We start from the raw sequence: 20,172 nt of genomic DNA on the forward strand, positions 1-20,172 counted from the left end.
AAACGTTAACTTTGTTTGACTTGCGTTTTCACTGCTGCACGCTTACCAAACCAATAGCCCAAGCCAAGTGGTGCAAAGAATATAACGGCAATGAACAAGATGAAGTAGATAATGGTACTTTTAACGAGCTCAATCAGCTTGGTCATCGCTAAACTGACCACTTCCTGCGAGACTCGGTCCATATCTTGAGCAAACTTCTCACGCTCATGGGCAATGATCTGCGCGATTTCTTGGCGCTCTCTGGCTACCATCAACTCTAAAGCTTGGCGCTCCTCACCCAATTGAGATAAACGCGCTTGCGTTTTTTGGTCAATATCGTCAACCAAAGGTTGTAACTCCACCGCCATTTGCTCTGCCAAATAGCGCATGTACTCTGGATTGTTATCAATAAAGTCCTTCATCGAATCAGCCGTAACTTGTAGGCTATTTAGCGCAGCATTAACTTTTTCGATGCTGGCAGAGCTATTTAATGCTAATAACTGCGCCTTCCAAGTCATAATTTTGGGGGTCTGTTCTGATACAAGGCTTAGACGATCCGAGACATCCCCTAATGCTTCTGGCATTGTACCTAGCGTAGTCACTGCCTCTTCCTCGCTAATTTGATTCGCATCTAACCACCCACGGTAAGCTGGCGTCCTGATCATACTTAAGTCCGCGAATGGATGTTGCTTAACGAACTCTGCAACAAACGCTTGTGTCTTGATGTACGCTTCTTGTTTCAACAGAGATTGAGCCAGTTTATCCACCTCTTTCGCTAAGTGAGCAGAAACTAACTTTGCCTCCTCTGTCGCAAATAGTTCATTACCAGGGCCAGTCGTAAAGAATTGATCCATCTGTAGCGTAAAAGTCCAAGTATCAATCAGTGCTGCCATTGGCGAGACTTGGTATGCTGCGGCTTGAAGACCTTCTTCAGCATTTATCTTCCAAAGCAAAATATAAGATTGATGGACTTTATCATGCGGCTCATATTGATCGTGCAATGCATCAGCAGCTTGCTCTACCTGAGCAAAAAACTGTTGCGCATACTCACGAGTCAGGAGACGCATATTAAGCTCTTGTTTGGTAAGAGGGACGGTTTGACTCTCGATTTTCACTTCTAACAGGGAGCACCCTGAAAGCATCATAACCAACCCTATCAACATCATTGAAGACAATCGACGAACGGACATGAAAGTACCTTTAACAAATTCTATGGAACAGGAATAAAGCGAACTAAGCCATATAGTTCGAGCCTTTAATACCCCAACTCTGATGATTGTAAGTCAGAGCAATATCAATCTGTTAGCGCTTCTTGTATCTTTTCACTATTGAGAACGTGGTTAGCGAAAAGTATGGTTTGCTTTAGGACATCATCTAAACGTGTCAGTTTCTCTTCCGGCACTTTTTGCCCTTGTTTAATCAACAGTTCAATATCACCCGAAATGCAGTGCAATGGCATTGCCCCTAAACTTCCCGAGACCCCTTTAAGACTATGAGCCGCTCTTTGCGCTTGCTCTTTATCCTCTTCTAATAGCCGATGCATTTTTGAACCATCGCCAGAGTGATCCTGAATAAAGACTTCAAGTAACATTCGCACCGCGCTTTCATCTCCCGATAGCGAGTCCAGCATCTTATTGATATCTATATACGGCTCACGTTCCACGACTTCCACTTGCGATATGTTCGGCTCATTAGGGCTCTGTTCGTTAACTTGGCTGCTTTGAGAGATTTCGGACTGAGCAGAAAAAACAACGTAAGACCCACCAACTTGCTCAGACTCTTTATCCTCTGCTCTTGATGGTATTAGCGGCTGAACGGTTCTTTGGGAGAAAAGCCCCCATGAAATAAGAGAAAGAAATAAACCACTGATTACTGACAACCAAGTAACAAAGGTCATCAACTTTTGTTCCAACTGGTCATTTATCGAAGTTAACTGGTTCGGGAAATCAGGATTAAGCAGTTGATTAACTAGATAGCTGCCTTGCGCCTTGGCAGATAGCGCGCTTGAAGTCTGGGCAAGTTGACGCTGAAAAGCACTTCGCTCTTGAGGAGAAAGCGTGTCCGACTCGATAAAAAGTCGGTCTAAATCACGATAAGTATCGCTATTCGTTGCTGAGTCACTAAAAATAGACTCCAAAACAAGTGCGCCTAAGCGATAGTACATTGATTGAATTTGCTCAGAGTTTTCAGCTCGGGCACGGCTCCTTCGCAACTGCTCGGCTAATGAGACTAGCTCACTGTCACTTCCTACAAAGGCTCGAGCACTTTCTAAAAATCGATCGGTCGCATAAAGCAATTGAGTAATATCTGGTGTGATTTTTCCTTCAGAAAACTCACTTTCAAGCTGTAAGCGAACTGCATAGGCTAACTGAAGTTTTAGTGAAACTTGGTCGACGTGCTTAACACGATAAGGCAGATCGAAGTTAAAAAAATGTCTGACTTCTTCGACTTTGCTTCCTAGCTCATTCACTGTTGAAATGGTTTGAATCGTTTGTTTGGCTTGCAACCAAATCCCTAGCGCTAAAACACACCATAAAACGAACCAGAACCAAACAAACCGCCTCATTCCTTCTTTTAGCTTCAGCAACACTCGCCCCTCGCATATCTCCATTAATTACAAGCATATACTATGGATGTTTCTTATTCACATAAAAAAAGAGAGCCATTGGCTCTCTTAATTTGACGATATGGTTTTAGTTGCGACTCAACTGATCTTTTAGATTTGGTGGCGTACCTTTAATCGTTAAGGTATCCGTCTCTGGGTCATAAAAAATACGCTCGCCAAGCAATAGGCTATCAAAGCTAATATTCAAGCCACCGCCAGCGCCAACAAATTTAGTCAGTTTGCGAACCGTCGCACGGTCACCTGGGAAAGATTCTTCAAGTTCGTACCCTTGCTCTTTGGTAAAATCCATAAAGCTTGTGCCATCTTGGCTTGGAGGAAGCTCTCCAGAAAGCTCTGAGATTTGAACCTCATCACCGGATTTAATTTGCTCATTGCAGTAATCGTAAACTTGTTTCTTGTACTCATTCACTTCTTGCTTTTCTAGCTTCGAATCAGCACAAAAATCATCCACCGCCTGCATTAACACTAAGTTTTGTTGTTTAGTATCTAAGCCGATGTCCGCTTGCAGGAAATCTAGGAAGAAATCCGCCACTTTACGGCCGACGCGTCCCTTGATGTATTGCAAGTAACGATTAGATTCCTTGTCAGTGTCGTAGCTCGACAAGTCAATGCGTGCCGCAATATCCATTTTGGTGATATCTAGGTAATCCGTCGCACTGATGTCCAAACCTTCGGTCACTTTTAAACTTTGGTTCATTGGTAAGATACCGATGAACAAGTAGTCCGTTGCTAAACTCTGATACTCAGCGAAAACCAAAATACCTTCATCCGCAAATGGGTACTTAATCAACTCTTCTTTCAAGCGATTTGCACTAATTTGTGAGAAGTCGTAAAAATCTCGCTCTCCTTTGCGCATTTCTTGAAGCCAAAATTGAAATTCGCTGTCTGACTGGAAAGAGCCAAAACCTTTACCAGCTTTAGAATGGAATACTCGGTGAAGCTCAGCGACTAAGTTTTCAGTAGATGCATCGTTCTCTAATGATGCTGGACGAAAGTTTACAACTAGCTCGTCCTGATCGTTTTTGCACAGTTGATGCAGAATAACGTTTGAAAGATGAAGGCTCATAGTGATTTTATCTTGCTACAAGGTTTTAGTTGATGGGCATTGTAGGTTATCATAAGCCGCTTTTACTATCATTATTAGAGTCTTTATGCCGATTACATCTAAATATACTGACGAGCAAGTAGAGAAAATTCTTGCTGAAGTAGCAACAGTTCTTGAAAAACACGCTGCTTCTCCTGAGTTGACGCTAATGATTGCCGGAAATATCGCAACCAATGTCTTAAATCAACGTGTTGCTGCTTCACAACGCAAAGCGATTGCTGAAAAATTTGCTCAGGCGCTGATGTCTTCTTTAGAAACACCAAAAACACACTAATAACGGACAATAGAACACATACATGGTAGACAGCGGAAACTCATACGGCGAACGTGTATCTCGACTGGTTGGTTGGGGTCACTGGTTTGCATTCTTCAATATCGTCGCATCGATGTTGATAGGCACACGCTACATTGTTCAGTCTCCTTGGCCCGAGACGTTACTTGGTCAGTTTTATCTGGCGGTTTCTTGGGTTGGTCACTTTGGCTTTCTAGTTTTCGCGCTTTACTTGCTCGTTCTATTCCCGTTAACGTTTATCCTGCCATCGCGGAAATTGTTCCGTTTGGTGGCAGTGATTTTCGCGACCGTTGGGCAAACCATATTATTGATTGATACCCAAGCGTATCAGTCTATCAATTTGCACTTAACTCCTGTCGTTTGGGAGTTACTATTCAGCGAAGATAAAAGTGCACTCAGTACTGATCTACAGCATCTCTTTGTTGTAATGCCGCTGATCTTCCTTATTCAGCTCGCTCTATCGGAATGGGTATGGCGAAAACAGCGCAAACTTTCTCATAAGCACGTAGGACGTCCTCTAGCAGCTGTATTTTTCCTCAGTTTTATGACCAGCCATTTGGTTTATATTTGGGCAGATGCATACTTCTACAATCCAATTACCAGTCAGCGTTCAAACTTCCCATTGTCTTACCCGATGACGGCGAAGAGTTTTATGGAAAAACATGGTCTACTTGACCGTGAGGAATACCTAAAACGCTTAGCGGAAAATGAAGGCAACGTAGAGTTAGTCAATTACCCTCTGGAAAAGCTAGAGTTTAACCGTCGAGTCAATAAGCTCAACGTGTTGATGATCAGCGTAAACAACCTGCGTGCAGACGCGCTGAATCCAGAAGAGATGCCTAACCTCTATGAGTTTGCCGAAAACAATCAGAACTTCCGTAATCATTACAGCTCAAGTAATGATACATACGGGGCCTTTGGTTTGTTTTATGGCTTACCGACCAGTTATGCATCAAGCATCAAGGCGCAAGGTGCGTCCCCAGTATTGCTTGATGTACTGAAAGATCAGGGCTACAACTTTGGTTTATTCAGTGGCAGTGGGTTTGAAGATGATCTCTACTCAGAAATTATTTTCCGCGACTTGAACTTAGCGGAAGACCTCGATGGCACGCAAGCTCATACCGATAAACAATCTATCGCAAACTGGAATACATGGTTAGCAGAGAAAGCAAGTCAGCCATGGTTTAGTTACATCGAAGTCACCACCGTTGATAATTTTGAATCGATTCCTTCAAATAATGACGAAGAAATGTCCGCAAGTGAGCGATTCAAAAAAGCTTATGAATATGCGGTGAAATCAGCGGATAAAACCGTCGCTAGTATTATTGATGAGCTTGAAAAAAATGGACTATTGACAAACACCATCGTGATTATCACTTCTAATCACGGTAGTGAGTTTAACGAAACCAATACGAACAGCTGGGGCGCAAACAGCAACTACAGCCGTTATCAGTTACAAGTTCCTATGGTAATCCAATGGCCAGGAATGTTGGCTGGTGAATTTAATCACAGCACAAGCCACTTGGACCTTTCGGTCACGTTGTTGCAGGATATGCTCGGTGTATCTTCCAACCCATATGATTACAGTAGTGGTCGTAACCTATTTGACGAAAGTCGTCGCCGTTGGATCCTAGCGGGTGACACTCGTGAGCTTGCCTTAATTACTAGCTCACAAACCACAGTGATCGATAAGTTTGGCAACTACAAGTTGTATGACAAAAATTACAAACGACTTCGAGATGATGCACCGAAGTTGCCAGTTTTGATGCAAGGTTTAACTGAGTTACAGCGTTTTTATTCTAAAAACGATTAATACCTAGCAATCCATATACTATTCAAACTCCCCTTTTTGGGGAGTTTTTGTTTATTTAAACAACACAAACCACAAATTTGCGCAGTAAACATCCAATCAGTTCAACTAGGGGTTTACAACATTTTCAAAGCCTTATATTATGCGCCTCAACAACGGAGAGATGGCTGAGTGGTTGAAAGCACCGGTCTTGAAAACCGGCATACGTTAATAGCGTATCTAGGGTTCAAATCCCTATCTCTCCGCCACATTTAGAAAAAGCCCGCTAAGAAATTAGCGGGCTTTTTCGTATATCCAGATTTGAAAAGATTTGTACAAATCCCTCCTTGAATACAAGCCAAGCAATCGCCACATTCAGAAAGAACCCATTAGAAAATTAGCGCCCTTTTCGTTCCAGTGTCCCGTTATGAATCAGGTTGATACTCACGTCTAGTTGTATTTACTTACCAACAAAAACTTCTTTAGCGGCATTAATGAGCTGTAAATGGATTGGGACGAGGTCTGAATGATTCGTTCGATATCCACCTCCGACGACAGCTGCGACAGGGATACCTCGCGATTTCATTGTTTGCATTAAAAATCTATCACGCTCTAAAATCCCTTGCGTCGACACATCAAAATATCCCAACTCATCGTCTTGATGTATATCAACACCAGCATCGTAGATAACCAAATCAGGACGATGAAGATTAAGCGCCATATCGACCACTTCCTTAAACGCTATTAAAAAGTCCTCATCACCTGTTCCTCGCACCAATGGCACATCTAGATCAGACTGAGGCTTTCTAGCCGGGAAGTTTTTGTCACAGTGGAAAGAAAGCGTGATGATATCTGGCTCATCGTGACACAAAGTTGCTGTTCCATCCCCATGGTGAACATCACTATCAATGATCAATACTTTATCGACATGTTCGACTTCGAGCGCTTGCCTGGCCGCGATCACTAAGTCATTAAATAAACAAAAACCACTGCCAAACTCTTTGTGTGCGTGGTGATACCCGCCACTCAAATGAATGGCAACACCATACTCAAGTGCTTTATTTGCGGTCAAAGCCGTGCCCGCTGCTGAAGTTAGCGTTCTGGTAATGAGAGACTCACTCCAAGGAAAACCTATTCGGCGCATCTTCGCAGCTGGCATGTTTCCATTCACAAGTAAGTCGACGTATTCCTGGTCATGAACACTTTTTACTTCCTCAACAGTTAATGCTTCTGGCTGGAAAAACTGCACGTGTTCTTTCCAGTTATCTTTCTCCATATGTACCAATACCGATTCATAGAGGTACTGGTACTTCATAATTGGGTAACGATGCCCCTCTGGCAACTCAAGTTGAGAATAAATCGGGTGGTAGATAAATGGCAGCATGAGAAATTCTTAATAACAATGGTAACGAAATAGTATCAACTTCAAGGGTTGAATAAAAAGCAATTTAATTGATAATGATTTTCAATATCAATTAAATTTAATATACATATGAATTCTACTTTCTTTGCTATTCTCGGCGCACTGTTTGGCTCTCTTTGTGCTCTGTCCCTATTTTCATCTCTCGTTGTTGGTGCGTGGTGGTTGGTTGATTTTATTGCACTTAGCTAACACAATGACTTTCAACTGAAATCAAAAAAAATAGGTGTTTGTATGAGTCAAACCGTCTTTATTACCGGAGCAAATCGCGGCATTGGCCTTAGCTTAACTGAGCTGTACCTGAAGCAAGGCCATCAAGTACACGCTACTAGCCGTTCCTTAGAGAACAGTTCTGAACTACAAACTCTAGCCTCACATTACAGCAATCTAGTTTTGCACGAACTGGATGTCACTCACTACGAACAAGTCGCTCTGCTTGCAGATAAGCTCCCCGCCATCGACTTACTCATTAACAATGCGGGATATTACGGCCCCAAGGGATATGGCTTTGGAAACACTGACGTAGAAGAATGGCGTAAAGTCTTCGAAGTAAACACCATTGCACCGTTAAAACTGGTTGAGCACTGTTACCCTCGCTTACAACAAGGCAAGATAAAAAAGATTGCTTGTATCTCATCAAAAGTGGGGAGCATGACCGAAAATACGTCCGGTGGCGGTTATATTTATCGTTCATCGAAAGCGGCGCTAAACTCGGTTGTTAAAAGCTTGAGTAATGATTTAACACCTGAAGGATTTACCGTTTTAGCGCTTCATCCTGGTTGGGTAAAAACGGCAATGGGCGGACCAAATGCATTGATAGATACGCAAACCTCCGCACAGGGCCTCGCGAACGTGATAGAGCTGAGTACACCGCAACTTTCAGGTCGATTTATTAACTACGATGGTACTGAGTTACCTTGGTAGCAGCATTAAGACACAACCATCACTAAACCAAATACCATCAAAGCCAGGCTTCATAATCGTGACTTGGTTGGCAAACATAATGTTCATCAGTGATCCACCAGCATAATTCGCGCAATCTAACTTGAATTTATCTACATCCAATCCAGACTTAGGAAAAAGTAGAACAAATAAGGAGAAAGCACGATGGCAGCAGATAGGGATTTGGTTAATTTTAGCGAAGAGCACGAACTAAATTACTGCTTGAGAAGTGCTGGTAAACGCCAAACTCAAGCGAATCGAGATACATTAGTTGACTTGGGCAACCAGGTGAAAGAGGTACTGGACAAACGCGTGTTAACTCAAGGTGAAGTAAGAGGCGCGATCCAAAACCACGGCGATCTGTTCGAGTAATCTATTTTCAAGCATGCGCGGAGTTTAATTACGCCGCGCTTGTCCTATGCCTGCTTACCTTTGGTTGCACGAGATTTAGTCGCGCCACCATTCTTTGAATAACTGCGCTTTTTACGTTTAAACGCAGGACGTTCCACCTTGGGTAGATGACGTAATGAATCAGGGATAGGCCCTGCTTTTACTTGTGCCATCAAGCTATCAATGCGTTGTTCCAGTGCTTGCATGAACGGCTGATATGCTTGATTTCTCTCTGCCATACCTTGTAACTGGTGCTCCCAATGAGCCGTCATATCAGGGTATGTTGAATCTTCTGGCAAAGCATGAATGAGACCTCTTCCCGCAGGAGAACTGAGAATTGACTTACCTTGACGCGTGAGCAGTTGGCGTTTGAACAGCGTGTCCAAAATACCAGCGCGAGTCGCTTCCGTACCTAGCCCATCAGTATCACGAAGGATTTTTTTCAGTTCTTTATCCGCAACGTAACGGGCGATCCCGGTCATCGCTTGCAACAGCGATGCTTCGGTAAAGTGCTTTGGTGGCTCGGTTTTTCGGTCTTTTATTTCCCCTTCACGACAAGTTAACACGGTGCCTTCTGGTAACGGTGGTACGGCATCAATACCTTCATCTTCCTTGTCAGTTTTGCCCATTAGCGCTTTCCAACCCGGCGAAACTAACTGACGACCTTTCGCGATAAACGTACCACCAGCGATATCGAAAACCAATTTCGCTTCTGCGTAAACCGCCGCCGGATAAAACTGCATGAGATACTGGCGCGCAATCAATTGATACACTTTCATCTCATTGCCCGAAAGCACATTCACATTAGCTTGTTTTGGTGTAGGGATAATCGCATGGTGCGCATCCACTTTTTTATCGTTCCAGGCTTTGGACTTTAATGTTAAGTCTGCTCCCTGAACGGCACCTTGCAGCTCTTTTGCGTTATTCGCAATAGCTGTTGTCACCGTCCCTGCTTGTGAGTAGTGTTCCATCGGTAAATAGCGACAATCTGAACGTGGATAAGTGATCAGCTTGTGCTTTTCATACAATGCCTGACAAGTATCTAGTACTTGTTGCGCACTCATACCATAGCGCTTCGCTGCATCGATCTGTAAAGCAGATAATGAATAAGGTAGTGGTGCGGATTGCTTGGTTTGCTTTTGTTCCGACTCCGTCACTTTCGCGGGTTGATTTGCAATGCGGTTTGCAACGTTTTCCACTAACTTACGGTTTAACACTCGCCCTTCTTCATCCTGCCAAGGCTTGCATGCCTCACTTGGCTTCCAACGAGCACGAATATCAAAAGTACCATTGGCATCTTGATACGGAATCAGAGCATGTAGGGTAAAATAGTCCTTCGGGACAAAGTTTTCGATTTCCTCATCACGACGCACCACTAAGCCAAGAACTGGCGTTTGCACTCGCCCTACCGAGAGAACACCTTGATACCCTGCTTTTTGACCAAGCAAGGTATAAGCACGAGACATGTTCATACCATACAGCCAATCAGCCCGAGAGCGAGCCAATGCAGAAACTGAAAGTGGGATAAACTCGCGATTACTGCGCATAGAACTGAGTGCGCGTTTAACCGCAGGTAAGTTCAAGTCGGAAATCAGCAAACGCTGTGTGGATTCCTTCTTGGTTTTAGATAACTTGCAATAGTCGAGAACTTCATCAACTAACAGCTGACCCTCTCGGTCTGGGTCTCCTGCATGAATGACTTCGTTAGCTTCTTTGAGCAATTTACGAATCACTGTTAATTGCTTACTTGCGCTTTTCCTCGGTCTGAGCTGCCATTGCTGCGGAACAATTGGTAAATCTGCCATATTCCACTTTTTATAACGCTCATCGTAAGCGTCAGGTTCGACTTGTTCGAGCAAATGGCCGATACACCAAGTAACGATATCCCCGTTCCCACAGCGGATGAATCCTTGATCTTTCTTTTGAGGGTTTGGCAGTGCAGCGGCAATCGCACGGCCTAAGCTTGGTTTTTCAGCAATAAACAGACGAGACATAACGTTTTGGAAATAAATATAATTAGGGCCACATTAACGAATGTAGCCCTAATAAATCAAGAAAAACTGTATAAATAAACAGTCAATTTGCCTAGATGCTCAGTTATAGAAACTCAACAAACTGAGAAAGGTCACGCTCAGGAACTTTCATCGGTGTGCAACCAGGCGTACCTAGGTACAAGAAACCAACAATCTCATCGTCGCCTTCTAAACCAAACGCTTGATGAACTTCTGGATGGAACATCCACTTACCTGAGCGCCAAAACCCTTGAAAGCCTTGCGCTACCGCTGCCATCTGCATGGATTGTACGGCACATCCCGCAGATAAGTGTTGCTCTAGTGCAGGCACTTTCTCATGTTCCGTTACTTTAGCAATCACCGTGATCACCATTGGCGCACGAAATGGCGAATTTTTCACCTTTTCGACCACCGCTTCATCACTCTTTTCAGCTTCTGCCGCTTTTACCAAGATATCTGACAGTTTTTTCAAACCATCGCCCTGTGCGATAACGAAACGCCAAGGGGTTAATCCCGCATGGTCAGGCGCACGAAGGCCTGCACGAATGATGTTCTCAAGCGCTTTACCTTCTGGTGCAGGCGCAGATAACTTCGCGATAGATCGGCGATTGAGCAAAAGATCGAGAGCGTCCATGAAAGAATCCTTATCGAATATCGTTGTTATTTTGTTTACGCCACTTTAGCACAATCTGTTCCTACGAATAACAACCGGTTTTCTGTGGGCTTGATAACGTGCTTCACTTAACATCAAACTGGATTTAATGTTAATTTATTCGCGAAATGAATAAGTTGAACATAGGCAGGTTGATGAACAAGGACAAACAAAACAGCATTTACGAAAAGATCGTTAATGACGAAGATGCCCGTGCCTGTAAGGCGATTCCTGAATCAGCTTGTCATCAAGTTCCCGGCAACTTTCTTAAAATCATTCTTGCTCAGTTTTTAACGAAGGTCGGCGATGCGTTAATCAACCCTAAAGTCACGTTGCCGTGGATACTACAAAGTCTTGGGGCACCGGTTTACTTAATTGGTTGGCTGGTTCCTATTCGTGAGTCAGGTTCCCTTATCCCACAACTTAGTATTGCGCACTATATTCGTCGCCTCCCAGTAAGAAAATGGGTCTGGGTAATTGGCAGCATCTTGCAGGCTCTTTCCATATTTGCAATCGGAGTGGTCGCATTAACTCTGACAGGAGCTGCTGCGGGTTATGGTGTAATTGCATGTCTTGTGATCTTCAGCCTCTCACGCGGTTTAAATTCCGTCGCATCAAAAGATGTATTGGGCAAAACCATCCCTAAAAACCAACGAGGTCAAGTCAACGGCTGGTCTTCAAGCGCTGCTGGCCTTGTTACACTACTTTTCGCTAGCCTTCTGGCACTAGCCTGGTTATGGGACGTAGAGCCGACGGAGCGCTTTTACAGTCTGAGTTTAGGGTTAGCGGGCGCCATATGGCTTATTGCGGCATTAGTTTATGCACGAATTAATGAGTATGCCGGTGAGGTAGACGGTGGTCGAAATGGCGTCCTCGAAGCATTTAAACAACTCGCGTTACTTAAGACAGACGTGACCTTTCGTCGATTCGTTATCACGCGGACACTATTTTTATGTTCTGCGCTGAGTGCTCCGTACTACGTTGTGCTGGCACAGCAATCTCTCGGTGGACAGCTCTGGGTGCTAGCTCTCTTTATGTTTGCGAGTGGCTTGGCCTCCTTTGTGTCAGGTCCTTTCTGGGGAAGAATGTCCGATCGCTCTAGCCGCAGTGTTATGGTCATCGGCGCAACGATGAGCGCGCTACTTGGCGTTGTTTTATTTTTTTACGATACGTGGGTCACCGCTAGCCAAAGCTTCCTATTCGTGATTCCTCTACTCTACTTTTGTGTGTGCATTGCCCACGACGGAATACGAGTCGGACGAAAAACCTACTTAGTTGATATCGCAGAAGGTGACAAGCGGACAAGCTATGTAGCCGTGAGTAACACGGTGGTTGGAATAATGCTGCTTCTAATGAGTTCTCTTGGTGTTATGTCGAACTTTTTGAGCCTTTCAGCAGTGGTGTTAGTGTTCTCTTTTATTACTCTTGCTGGCGTAGTAATGGCCAAACAACTGCCAGATATCAGTGACTAGTTCTATACAAAAAAAGCTGCGCTCAAAGCGCAGCTTTCATGGTAAACACACATTAAAAAGCTAGAGTTTTACCGCCAATTTAACACCTTGACGAATCGCACGCACAGCATCAAGTTCACCCGCATGGTCAGCTCCGCCAATGATATGAATCTTCTCTCCGAGTTCAGACCATTTATCTTCAAATGGACGAACAGACTCTTGCCCCGCACAAATGATAACTTTGTCTGCATTAAGTAACTGCGCGCTTCCGTCTACATGTATGTGCAAACCTTGATCATCAATTTTATCGTAAGACACGCCACCGACTAAATGTACGCCCCGTTTTTCAAGGGTACGTTTATGGATCCAACCTGTCGTTTTACCCGGACCTTTACCTACACGACCTTTACGACGCTGAAGCACCCAGACTTCTTTATCGCTGACCGCATCAGGGTAAGGGTATAAACCACCCGGTTGAGACATCTCTTTGTCGATTCCCCATTCATGCAACCAGTCATCCAACGTTTGTCCAACCGGCTCTGTGAGCATGGTCGCGACATCTACGCCAATACCGCCAGCACCAACGATAGCCACTTTCTCACCGACTGGCGTTTTGTCTCGAATGAGTGTTTGATAGTCGACGACTTTTTCTGGGTTCTCAATTCCATCAATATTGACTTTACGTGGCTCGACACCCGACGCCATCACGATCTCATCGTATTCTGTTAGTAGGTCATAGTTCGCTTCCGTCGATAAGTGCAGATTCACGCCTGTTTCATCAATACGATTAGCGAAATATCGTATCGTCTCTCGAAACTCTTCCTTACCAGGGATCTGCATAGCAAGACGGAACTGACCGCCGATGCGGTCGTTCTTTTCGAACAAATCAACCTTATGGCCACGTTCAGCCAGTGTAGTCGCACAAGCCAAGCCCGCAGGGCCTGCACCAACAACGGCAATGTTTTTCTTCTTAAAGGCTGGTTCAACAACAATTTCGGTTTCATAGCACGCAAGTGGGTTCACTAAGCAACTGGCGCGCTTACCTTTAAACACGTTATCTAGACACGCCTGATTACAACCAATACACGTATTAATAAGCTGCGCTTTTTCCTGTTCGGCTTTAGCAACAAAGTAAGGATCGGCCAAGAATGGGCGCGCCATCGATACCATGTCGGCATGACCTGAAGATAAAATACGTTCTGCTTCGTCTGGCGTATTTATACGGTTGCAAGTGATGATAGGAACCGAAACGTGAGGTTTAACTTTTTCCGTAACCCACGTAAACGCACCGCGTGGTACTTGAGTCGCAATGGTCGGAATTCGAGCCTCGTGCCAACCAATGCCAGTGTTAATAATCGTGACGCCAGCCTCTTCAAGCGCTTTCGCCAATTCGATAACGTCTTCAAATGTGCTGCCCTGCTCGACAAGATCCAGCATAGAGAGACGGAAAATGATGATGAACTTGTCGCCCACCGCCTTACGAACCGCTTTGACAATTTCTAGCGGAAAACGCATACGTTTTTTGTAACTGCCACCCCATTCGTCGTAACGCATGTTCGTGCGCTTACATAAGAATTGGTTTATCAGGTAACCTTCCGAGCCCATTAACTCGACGCCATCATAACCAGCAAGCTGGGCTAACTCAGCGCTGTTCGCAAAGGCATCAATGGTTTTCTTAATCTGGCGGTCGCTCATTTCACTCGGAGCAAACTTTGCAATTGGCGCTTTAATGCCAGACGCACTTTGCGAGAATGGATGCATGGCATAACGCCCAGCATGAAGAATTTGTAGGGCAATTTTGCCACCGTGCTTGTGCACCGCTTCTGTCACAACTTTGTGGGCCTTGGCATGCTTTGGCTTGCTGAACTCAGCACTCAATGGGTGCAAACGACCGCGTAAGTTCGGAGAAAAACCTCCGGTTACAATCAGTCCAACACCGCCTTTCACGCGTTCTTCATAGAAAGCCGCGAGCTTCTGTAATCCTTCTTTGTGCTCTTCTAAGCCCGTGTGCATTGATCCCATCAGGACTCGGTTTCGTAATTGTGTAAAACCGAGATCCAGTGGCTTTAATAGGTTTGGGTACATGGCAGACATCACTTAACATCCATTGTTATTATCATGGTCTGACCAGATTAAGCCCACTCAACCAAAAAATCAAACAAGCGTTTACATTTTTGTAACACCGATCAATCTCGCGTGAAAATATGCCAATTGTTGAGTGGTCGTGATAAGCTAAAAAAATGTTATCTTTTGAGATCTTAGAGATAAGAACCCATACTTTGTTAGACTCGGCGTAACTATCTCGTTATGGAGACAAGATGAAAAAACTCTTCAAATTTATTGGTTTGATATTTAAAGGGATATGGAAGAGCATCACCTTTATCAGACTCGCACTGGCAAACCTGATCTTCTTGCTGATGATTGCCGTTTTCTACTTTGCTTTTACTTATACCGGAGACGGTCAACCCGTCGTCGAAAAAGAGTCGGCATTGGTGATGAATCTTTCAGGTCCGATTGTCGAACAAAGACGCTATGTAAATCCAATGGACTCTTTTGCTGGTTCCCTTTTGGGCAATGAGTTACCGAAAGAAAACGTCCTTTTCGATATCGTTGATACTATTCGCTACGCGAAAGACGATCCTAAAGTGTCTGGATTAGTGCTAGCACTGCGAGACATGCCAGAAACAAATCTCACGAAATTACGTTACATCGCGAAAGCGTTGAACGAATTTAAAGCGTCAGGTAAACCAGTTTACGCTGTAGGTGATTTCTACAACCAAAGCCAATATTACTTGGCAAGTTACGCTGATAAAGTTTACCTGGCACCGGATGGCGGCGTATTGATTAAAGGTTACAGTGCCTATTCAATGTACTACAAAACGTTATTGGAAAAGCTTGATGTTTCTACTCATGTTTTTCGCGTAGGTACTTATAAATCCGCTGTCGAACCGTTTATTCGTGATGACATGTCCGATGCGGCGAAAGAGTCTGCAACACGTTGGGTTACTCAATTGTGGAGTGCTTTTGTTGATGACGTAACGACAAACCGAAATATTGATGCGAAAGTGCTTAACCCAACCATGGATGAGCTGATTGACGAAATGAAGTCAGTGGACGGTGATCTTGCTCAGCTCGCGGTTAAACTGGGCTTGGTTGATGAACTCGCGACACGCCAAGACATTCGCACTCTATTTGCAAAGCAGTTTGGTAGTGACGGCAAAGACAGCTACAACGCGATTGGTTACTACGACTACCTTGCAACGATTCGCCCTGATTACACACTACCTCAGCACGATATCGCCGTTGTTCTAGCCAGTGGCGCGATTATGGATGGTCAACAACCTCGTGGTACTGTCGGAGGTGACACCGTCGCAAGCTTGTTGCGTCAAGCACGCAATGATGAAAAGGTGAAAGCGGTCGTGTTGCGAGTAGATAGCCCTGGGGGTAGTGCCTTTGCCTCTGAAGTGATTCGCAACGAAGTCGAAGCACTGAAACAAGCAGGCAAGCCAGTTGTTGTATCCATGTCGAGTTTAGCCGCTTCTGGTGGTTATTGGATTTCAATGAGCGCAGACAAGATCGTTGCTCAGCCAACAACACTGACGGGTTCCATTGGTATTTTTAGTGTCATCACCACGTTTGAAAAAGGCTTTAGCAAGTTAGGCATTAATACTGATGGCGTTGGCACATCGCCGTTCTCTGGTGACGGTATTACCACTGGCCTTTCTGACGGCGCGTCTCAAGTATTCCAATTAGGTATCGAGCACGGTTATAAGCGCTTTATTTCTTTGGTTGGCGAGAATCGCGATATGTCTCTAGAGGAAGTCGACAACGTCGCTCAAGGTCGAGTTTGGACAGGACAAGACGCACTATCCTTTGGTCTTGTCGACCAGATGGGTGACTTTGATGATGCCGTAGAACTAGCGGCAAAACTGGCGAATGTGACTGATTACGGCATTTACTGGGTAGAAGAACCGCTTTCTCCCACTGAACTATTTTTACAAGAGTTCATGAAACAGGTGAAAGTCTCTCTAGGTATTGATGCAACCAGCTTGCTACCAAAAAGTCTTCAACCCGTAGCTCAACAGTTCGAACAAGACGCAAGCTTGCTACAAAGCTTTAACGATCCTAAAGGTCAATACGCATTTTGTTTGAACTGCCAAGTGCAGTAGCTTTTTCATTAATATTACAAAGGGTATCTCTACTTGAGGTGCCCTTTTTATTACGCTCAACATCTCCTCAGATGACTTTCTGATGCTGTGCGCATAGCCTCGCATCTCAAGGTTATTTAGGTATATAATCCCCGCCTCTGTTCCCCTACATGAAAGAAAAAACGATGACTAGAAAACACATCTACATCGCTTACACCGGTGGCACCATCGGAATGCAAAAATCGGATCACGGCTATGTGCCTGTTGCTGGCTTTATGGAAAAGCAACTAGCAAGCATGCCAGAGTTTCACCGTCCTGAAATGCCGGATTACACTATCCACGAATACGACCCTCTGATTGACTCATCAGATATGACGCCTGCCGACTGGCAGCAGATTGCGGATGATATTCGTGACAACTATGACAAATACGATGGTTTCGTCATCCTACATGGTACTGACACCATGGCATATACAGCATCTGCATTGTCTTTCATGCTTGAAAATCTTGGCAAGCCAGTGATTGTTACAGGTTCACAGATCCCTCTTGCGGAGCTGCGTTCTGACGGTCAAGCAAACCTATTGAATGCTCTGCATATTGCCGCAAACTACCCGATCAACGAAGTTACTTTGTTCTTCAATAATCAGTTGATGCGTGGTAACCGCAGCACAAAATCTCATGCGGACGGTTTTAATGCTTTTACTTCACCAAACCTTCCTCCACTACTGGAAGCTGGGATCAATATTCAAGTAAGCAACAGCGTAACCGTTGGTGCACAACCAGAAGGTGAGTTTAAGGTTCACAACATCACGCCACAACCAATCGGTGTGATCACCATGTATCCTGGTATATCACATGAAGTTATTCGTAATACGCTTCGTCAGCCTGTAAATGCGATGATTCTTCTGACTTTTGGTGTCGGCAACGCGCCTCAAAACCCTGAGCTACTGGGCCACCTAAAAGAAGCCTCTGAGCGCGGCGTTATTGTCGTGAACCTAACTCAATGTTTGGCAGGCAAAGTGAATATGGGCGGCTACGCCACGGGTTGTGCACTGGCAGACTCTGGAGTTATCAGCGGCTTTGACATGACGCCAGAAGCGGCACTAGCAAAACTGCATTACCTTCTAAGCCAAAACCTTTCTTACGAAGAAGTGAAAGAGAGAATGCAGCAAGTACTGCGTGGTGAGATGAGCCTGTAAATTCAAACTTACTACGATCTAAAAAGCCCAATAGAGATTGGGCTTTTTTCTTTTAAAGTCAAAGTAGTAGCGGTAAACGACACCCTGCAAAAATCAAAGGTTCACTTAATCAATGTTCGGATTGACACGAACAATGTCGCTCTCTTCTCCGCTAAATTGTTTTTTAAGTTCTTGCTTCGATTTAAAGCTGATTTCACCGCCAGCTGCAACCGTCATATGCTGCGCATCAGTATTATGTTTTGATTGATACAACATCACAGCTTGCATACACGAATCTCGCTGCTCTTTAGAAAGTGTTGTACCCTCAGGCCATCTTCCCGTTTCTACTGCATAGACTAAGCGATCATAAACTTCTGGAGTCATCGCTTGTAATAGTTGTTCTGCGTCCATAATGTACCTTCTTATTACATTCTATTTACAGAACATAACGGGTTAAGAAACTGAGTCAAGAATACGAAAATGAATTGGTGTAACGGATCACAAGCAAAGCCATGAAAAGAACACACTGGTTACTTCTCAGCCTCACAAGTCTCGCACTAACGGGGTGTTTCGAAGGTAACGTGACAACCGAAGAGTTGTGCCAAAAAACACCAGATCTGCGCTGCAAACAGCTCAATATGGATGACGGGCAATGTCGAGTTCCCAGAACAAATTTAGTATGGCATCGGTTTGAGCAATTGAAAAAACCATCAGAAGCCAACCAAATCATCGAATACGGTCTGGTCGCTGAATATAGAAAATGCTTAGAACTCGCCTCTCAGATCACACCTATTGATCAAAGTGCTCTCAAGAGACAGCGTTTTAACGCTTTGGTACACAGTATTGATGAGCTAGAACGCATCGTAAACGAGTTAAAAGGCTCAGAAGACCCCGCTACTTTGTATTTTTTGTGGTCTCAAACGGGTGACATCCAAGCTCGTCGCGCATTTTTACAAATGGAAGGCTCACCTAAGTTAAATACTGCTGAGATGCAATATGCATTAGCTACTTTCTATACTAATCGAGATGCTAAGAAAACGTTGATACTGCTGAATAAAGCGTTGTCTTTATCGGATGAAGACAACCTTAATCCGATCATTCTCAAATCAATGGCAAGCATTCATCAAGGGCTTGGAGAAAAAGAGCGCGCGTATCTGTGGGCAATGGTTGCAAAAAGATTCGACGTCCCGCTTGCTGATGAAAAGCAGCTCAAGCGTATGTTTAATTTTAGTCATGCAGAGCAATATCAGCTGCTAGATGAATTAGCTGAATCGGTGGCAAAAGCCATAGAGAGAGGGAACTACTCTCCAACAATGATACCCAAAGAGATATAAACGAAAGAACTCCCGCAATTGGCGGGAGTTTTTCTTTGGGTCAAACTACACTCTGTTTTCTACTTACAACAAATCGTATTGAAAGGATAAAACACTATCGAGCACAATTTTGTCGTTATTGTTCTGATTTGTTGAAAATTAACGACACTGAATTAACACAAAAACGCTCACCCGTGGTCTGTGGGCCATCTTCAAAAACGTGCCCTAGATGGCTATCACATGTGGCACAACGAATCTCTGTACGTACCATTCCGTGACTCAGATCTTCTAAATAGCGCACCGCTTGATCATTGATGGGCGCATCAAAACTTGGCCAACCACAGCCAGAGTCATACTTGTTATCAGAGACAAAGAGAGGGGCATTGCAACAGGTACAAGCATAAACACCCGTCTCTTTATTATGCAGTAGTTTACCGCTGAAAGGCGGTTCTGTACCTTGCTCTCGGCAGACACGAAACTCTTCTTCAGAAAGTTGCTCACGCCACTGCTCATCTGACTTCGCCACTTTTTTCCCGTTTTGTTCCACGACTTTCTGCTCCTTCTTTACTGTTTTTGGTATTGACTTTTTTAGCAAAAAACTTGCTTCTCTTAACAGTTGTAGCACATACTTTCTCACCAGGACACCATGCGTAATTAATTTGATAAGAGCACTTATCTCACCAGTTATATTACGCCAACTGGACTACAGAAGAATCAGTTAAAAGTTTAAAAAACGAACATTTGCGAAGAATTGTTAAAAAAAGCGTCGCTTTTTTTGACTTTAAACAAGTTAAGTCCGATTATCACTTGCAGATGTTTACTGGATTCTGTAATTTTACTACCAGTTATCTTTAATCAGAAATTAAGTTGTGGAG

At 44.2% G+C, this 20,172-nt stretch carries 17 protein-coding genes and 1 tRNA gene; 9 read left to right on the plus strand and 9 right to left on the minus strand.

Annotation, left to right across the window (positions count from 1 at the left end; translation table 11 throughout):
• Positions 1-5 precede the first annotated feature (5 nt).
• From P4S59_RS10510 to yejK, 3 genes are all read right to left on the minus strand, one after another.
• A complete protein-coding gene (locus tag P4S59_RS10510; protein WP_337168380.1) occupies positions 6-1,169 on the minus strand; it encodes a chemotaxis protein in 1,164 nt (387 codons plus the stop codon).
• Positions 1,170-1,273: 104 nt separating this feature from the next.
• Positions 1,274-2,590, minus strand: coding sequence for an Hpt domain-containing protein (locus P4S59_RS10515; RefSeq protein ID WP_337168381.1), 1,317 nt, complete (start codon positions 2,588-2,590; stop codon positions 1,274-1,276).
• A gap of 82 nt (positions 2,591-2,672) precedes the next feature.
• Positions 2,673-3,671, minus strand: a complete 999-nt coding sequence (yejK, locus tag P4S59_RS10520) for a nucleoid-associated protein YejK (protein WP_005396521.1) — start codon at positions 3,669-3,671, stop codon at positions 2,673-2,675.
• Between the two features lie 85 nt (positions 3,672-3,756).
• On the opposite strand from yejK, the gene P4S59_RS10525 reads away from it, so the two are divergent.
• The 3 genes from P4S59_RS10525 to P4S59_RS10535 all read left to right on the plus strand — a co-directional run bounded on the left by P4S59_RS10525 (position 3,757) and on the right by P4S59_RS10535 (position 6,060).
• Entirely contained in the window at positions 3,757-3,984 is a 228-nt protein-coding gene (locus tag P4S59_RS10525) for a YejL family protein (RefSeq protein WP_005380722.1), read from the plus strand.
• Between the two features lie 22 nt (positions 3,985-4,006).
• Entirely contained in the window at positions 4,007-5,815 is a 1,809-nt protein-coding gene (locus P4S59_RS10530) for a DUF3413 domain-containing protein (RefSeq protein WP_337168382.1), read from the plus strand.
• A 154-nt stretch (positions 5,816-5,969) separates the two neighbouring features.
• Positions 5,970-6,060, plus strand: a tRNA-Ser gene (locus P4S59_RS10535).
• Between the two features lie 191 nt (positions 6,061-6,251).
• Here the strand turns inward: P4S59_RS10535 and P4S59_RS10540 are convergent.
• On the minus strand, positions 6,252-7,175 hold the full coding sequence (locus P4S59_RS10540; protein ID WP_337168383.1) for a histone deacetylase family protein: 924 nt from the start codon (positions 7,173-7,175) through the stop codon (positions 6,252-6,254).
• A gap of 270 nt (positions 7,176-7,445) precedes the next feature.
• Here P4S59_RS10540 and P4S59_RS10545 point away from each other — a divergent pair, with 270 nt between their 5' ends.
• Both P4S59_RS10545 and P4S59_RS10550 read left to right on the plus strand, forming a co-directional pair.
• Positions 7,446-8,135, plus strand: coding sequence for an SDR family oxidoreductase (locus P4S59_RS10545; RefSeq protein ID WP_258640822.1), 690 nt, complete (start codon positions 7,446-7,448; stop codon positions 8,133-8,135).
• A 183-nt stretch (positions 8,136-8,318) separates the two neighbouring features.
• Positions 8,319-8,525 carry a hypothetical protein gene (locus P4S59_RS10550; RefSeq protein WP_005380717.1) on the plus strand — a complete coding sequence of 69 codons (207 nt, stop codon included), beginning with the start codon at positions 8,319-8,321 and terminating at the stop codon, positions 8,523-8,525.
• Positions 8,526-8,569: 44 nt separating this feature from the next.
• Here the strand turns inward: P4S59_RS10550 and P4S59_RS10555 are convergent, their stop codons facing one another.
• Both P4S59_RS10555 and P4S59_RS10560 read right to left on the minus strand, forming a co-directional pair.
• Complete coding sequence (locus P4S59_RS10555; protein WP_337168384.1) at positions 8,570-10,537, minus strand: DNA topoisomerase III; 1,968 nt, start codon at positions 10,535-10,537, stop codon at positions 8,570-8,572.
• A gap of 103 nt (positions 10,538-10,640) precedes the next feature.
• Positions 10,641-11,189: an NAD(P)H nitroreductase gene (locus P4S59_RS10560; protein WP_337168385.1), complete on the minus strand. Its 549-nt coding sequence runs from the start codon at positions 11,187-11,189 to the stop codon at positions 10,641-10,643.
• Positions 11,190-11,362: 173 nt separating this feature from the next.
• On the opposite strand from P4S59_RS10560, the gene P4S59_RS10565 reads away from it, so the two are divergent.
• Positions 11,363-12,679 (plus strand): MFS transporter, encoded by a 1,317-nt coding sequence (locus tag P4S59_RS10565; RefSeq protein WP_337168386.1) that lies wholly within the window; start codon positions 11,363-11,365, stop codon positions 12,677-12,679.
• Positions 12,680-12,739: 60 nt separating this feature from the next.
• On the opposite strand, the gene P4S59_RS10570 is transcribed toward P4S59_RS10565, so the two are convergent.
• The gene (locus tag P4S59_RS10570) at positions 12,740-14,752 is read right to left on the minus strand and encodes an NADPH-dependent 2,4-dienoyl-CoA reductase (RefSeq protein WP_256957561.1); all 2,013 of its coding nucleotides are present in this window, start codon (positions 14,750-14,752) and stop codon (positions 12,740-12,742) included.
• A gap of 224 nt (positions 14,753-14,976) precedes the next feature.
• Between P4S59_RS10570 and sppA the strand changes: the two genes are divergently transcribed.
• Both sppA and ansA read left to right on the plus strand, forming a co-directional pair.
• On the plus strand, positions 14,977-16,827 hold the full coding sequence (gene sppA, locus P4S59_RS10575; RefSeq protein ID WP_337168387.1) for a signal peptide peptidase SppA: 1,851 nt from the start codon (positions 14,977-14,979) through the stop codon (positions 16,825-16,827).
• A 164-nt stretch (positions 16,828-16,991) separates the two neighbouring features.
• Entirely contained in the window at positions 16,992-18,005 is a 1,014-nt protein-coding gene (ansA, locus tag P4S59_RS10580; protein ID WP_046874512.1) for an asparaginase, read from the plus strand.
• 105 nt (positions 18,006-18,110) lie between these two features.
• Here the strand turns inward: ansA and P4S59_RS10585 are convergent, their stop codons facing one another.
• Positions 18,111-18,395 (minus strand): YeaC family protein, encoded by a 285-nt coding sequence (locus P4S59_RS10585; protein WP_005380700.1) that lies wholly within the window; start codon positions 18,393-18,395, stop codon positions 18,111-18,113.
• Between the two features lie 101 nt (positions 18,396-18,496).
• Between P4S59_RS10585 and P4S59_RS10590 the strand changes: the two genes are divergently transcribed.
• Positions 18,497-19,318, plus strand: a complete 822-nt coding sequence (locus P4S59_RS10590; RefSeq protein ID WP_337168388.1) for a DUF2989 domain-containing protein — start codon at positions 18,497-18,499, stop codon at positions 19,316-19,318.
• Between the two features lie 115 nt (positions 19,319-19,433).
• On the opposite strand, the gene msrB is transcribed toward P4S59_RS10590, so the two are convergent.
• Positions 19,434-19,844 carry a peptide-methionine (R)-S-oxide reductase MsrB gene (msrB, locus tag P4S59_RS10595; protein WP_005396508.1) on the minus strand — a complete coding sequence of 137 codons (411 nt, stop codon included), beginning with the start codon at positions 19,842-19,844 and terminating at the stop codon, positions 19,434-19,436.
• Between the last annotated feature and the right edge of the window lie 328 nt (positions 19,845-20,172).

Origin of the sequence: Vibrio sp. M60_M70 (genome assembly GCF_037162085.1) — a bacterium.
GTDB classification, from domain to species: Bacteria; Pseudomonadota; Gammaproteobacteria; order Enterobacterales; family Vibrionaceae; genus Vibrio; species Vibrio diabolicus.

Coding starts and splice junctions, on each gene's coding strand:
- P4S59_RS10545 (WP_258640822.1), top strand. CDS start 7,446: ATGAGTCAAACCGTCTTTATTACCGGAGCAAATCGCGGCATTGGCCTT.
- P4S59_RS10555 (WP_337168384.1), bottom strand. CDS start 10,537: ATGTCTCGTCTGTTTATTGCTGAAAAACCAAGCTTAGGCCGTGCGATT.
- P4S59_RS10560 (WP_337168385.1), bottom strand. CDS start 11,189: ATGGACGCTCTCGATCTTTTGCTCAATCGCCGATCTATCGCGAAGTTA.
- ansA (WP_046874512.1), top strand. CDS start 16,992: ATGACTAGAAAACACATCTACATCGCTTACACCGGTGGCACCATCGGA.
- P4S59_RS10530 (WP_337168382.1), top strand. CDS start 4,007: ATGGTAGACAGCGGAAACTCATACGGCGAACGTGTATCTCGACTGGTT.
- P4S59_RS10515 (WP_337168381.1), bottom strand. CDS start 2,590: ATGGAGATATGCGAGGGGCGAGTGTTGCTGAAGCTAAAAGAAGGAATG.
- yejK (WP_005396521.1), bottom strand. CDS start 3,671: ATGAGCCTTCATCTTTCAAACGTTATTCTGCATCAACTGTGCAAAAAC.
- P4S59_RS10550 (WP_005380717.1), top strand. CDS start 8,319: ATGGCAGCAGATAGGGATTTGGTTAATTTTAGCGAAGAGCACGAACTA.
- P4S59_RS10585 (WP_005380700.1), bottom strand. CDS start 18,395: ATGGACGCAGAACAACTATTACAAGCGATGACTCCAGAAGTTTATGAT.
- sppA (WP_337168387.1), top strand. CDS start 14,977: ATGAAAAAACTCTTCAAATTTATTGGTTTGATATTTAAAGGGATATGG.
- P4S59_RS10570 (WP_256957561.1), bottom strand. CDS start 14,752: ATGTCTGCCATGTACCCAAACCTATTAAAGCCACTGGATCTCGGTTTT.
- P4S59_RS10590 (WP_337168388.1), top strand. CDS start 18,497: ATGAAAAGAACACACTGGTTACTTCTCAGCCTCACAAGTCTCGCACTA.
- P4S59_RS10510 (WP_337168380.1), bottom strand. CDS start 1,169: ATGTCCGTTCGTCGATTGTCTTCAATGATGTTGATAGGGTTGGTTATG.
- P4S59_RS10525 (WP_005380722.1), top strand. CDS start 3,757: ATGCCGATTACATCTAAATATACTGACGAGCAAGTAGAGAAAATTCTT.
- P4S59_RS10565 (WP_337168386.1), top strand. CDS start 11,363: ATGAACAAGGACAAACAAAACAGCATTTACGAAAAGATCGTTAATGAC.
- P4S59_RS10540 (WP_337168383.1), bottom strand. CDS start 7,175: ATGCTGCCATTTATCTACCACCCGATTTATTCTCAACTTGAGTTGCCA.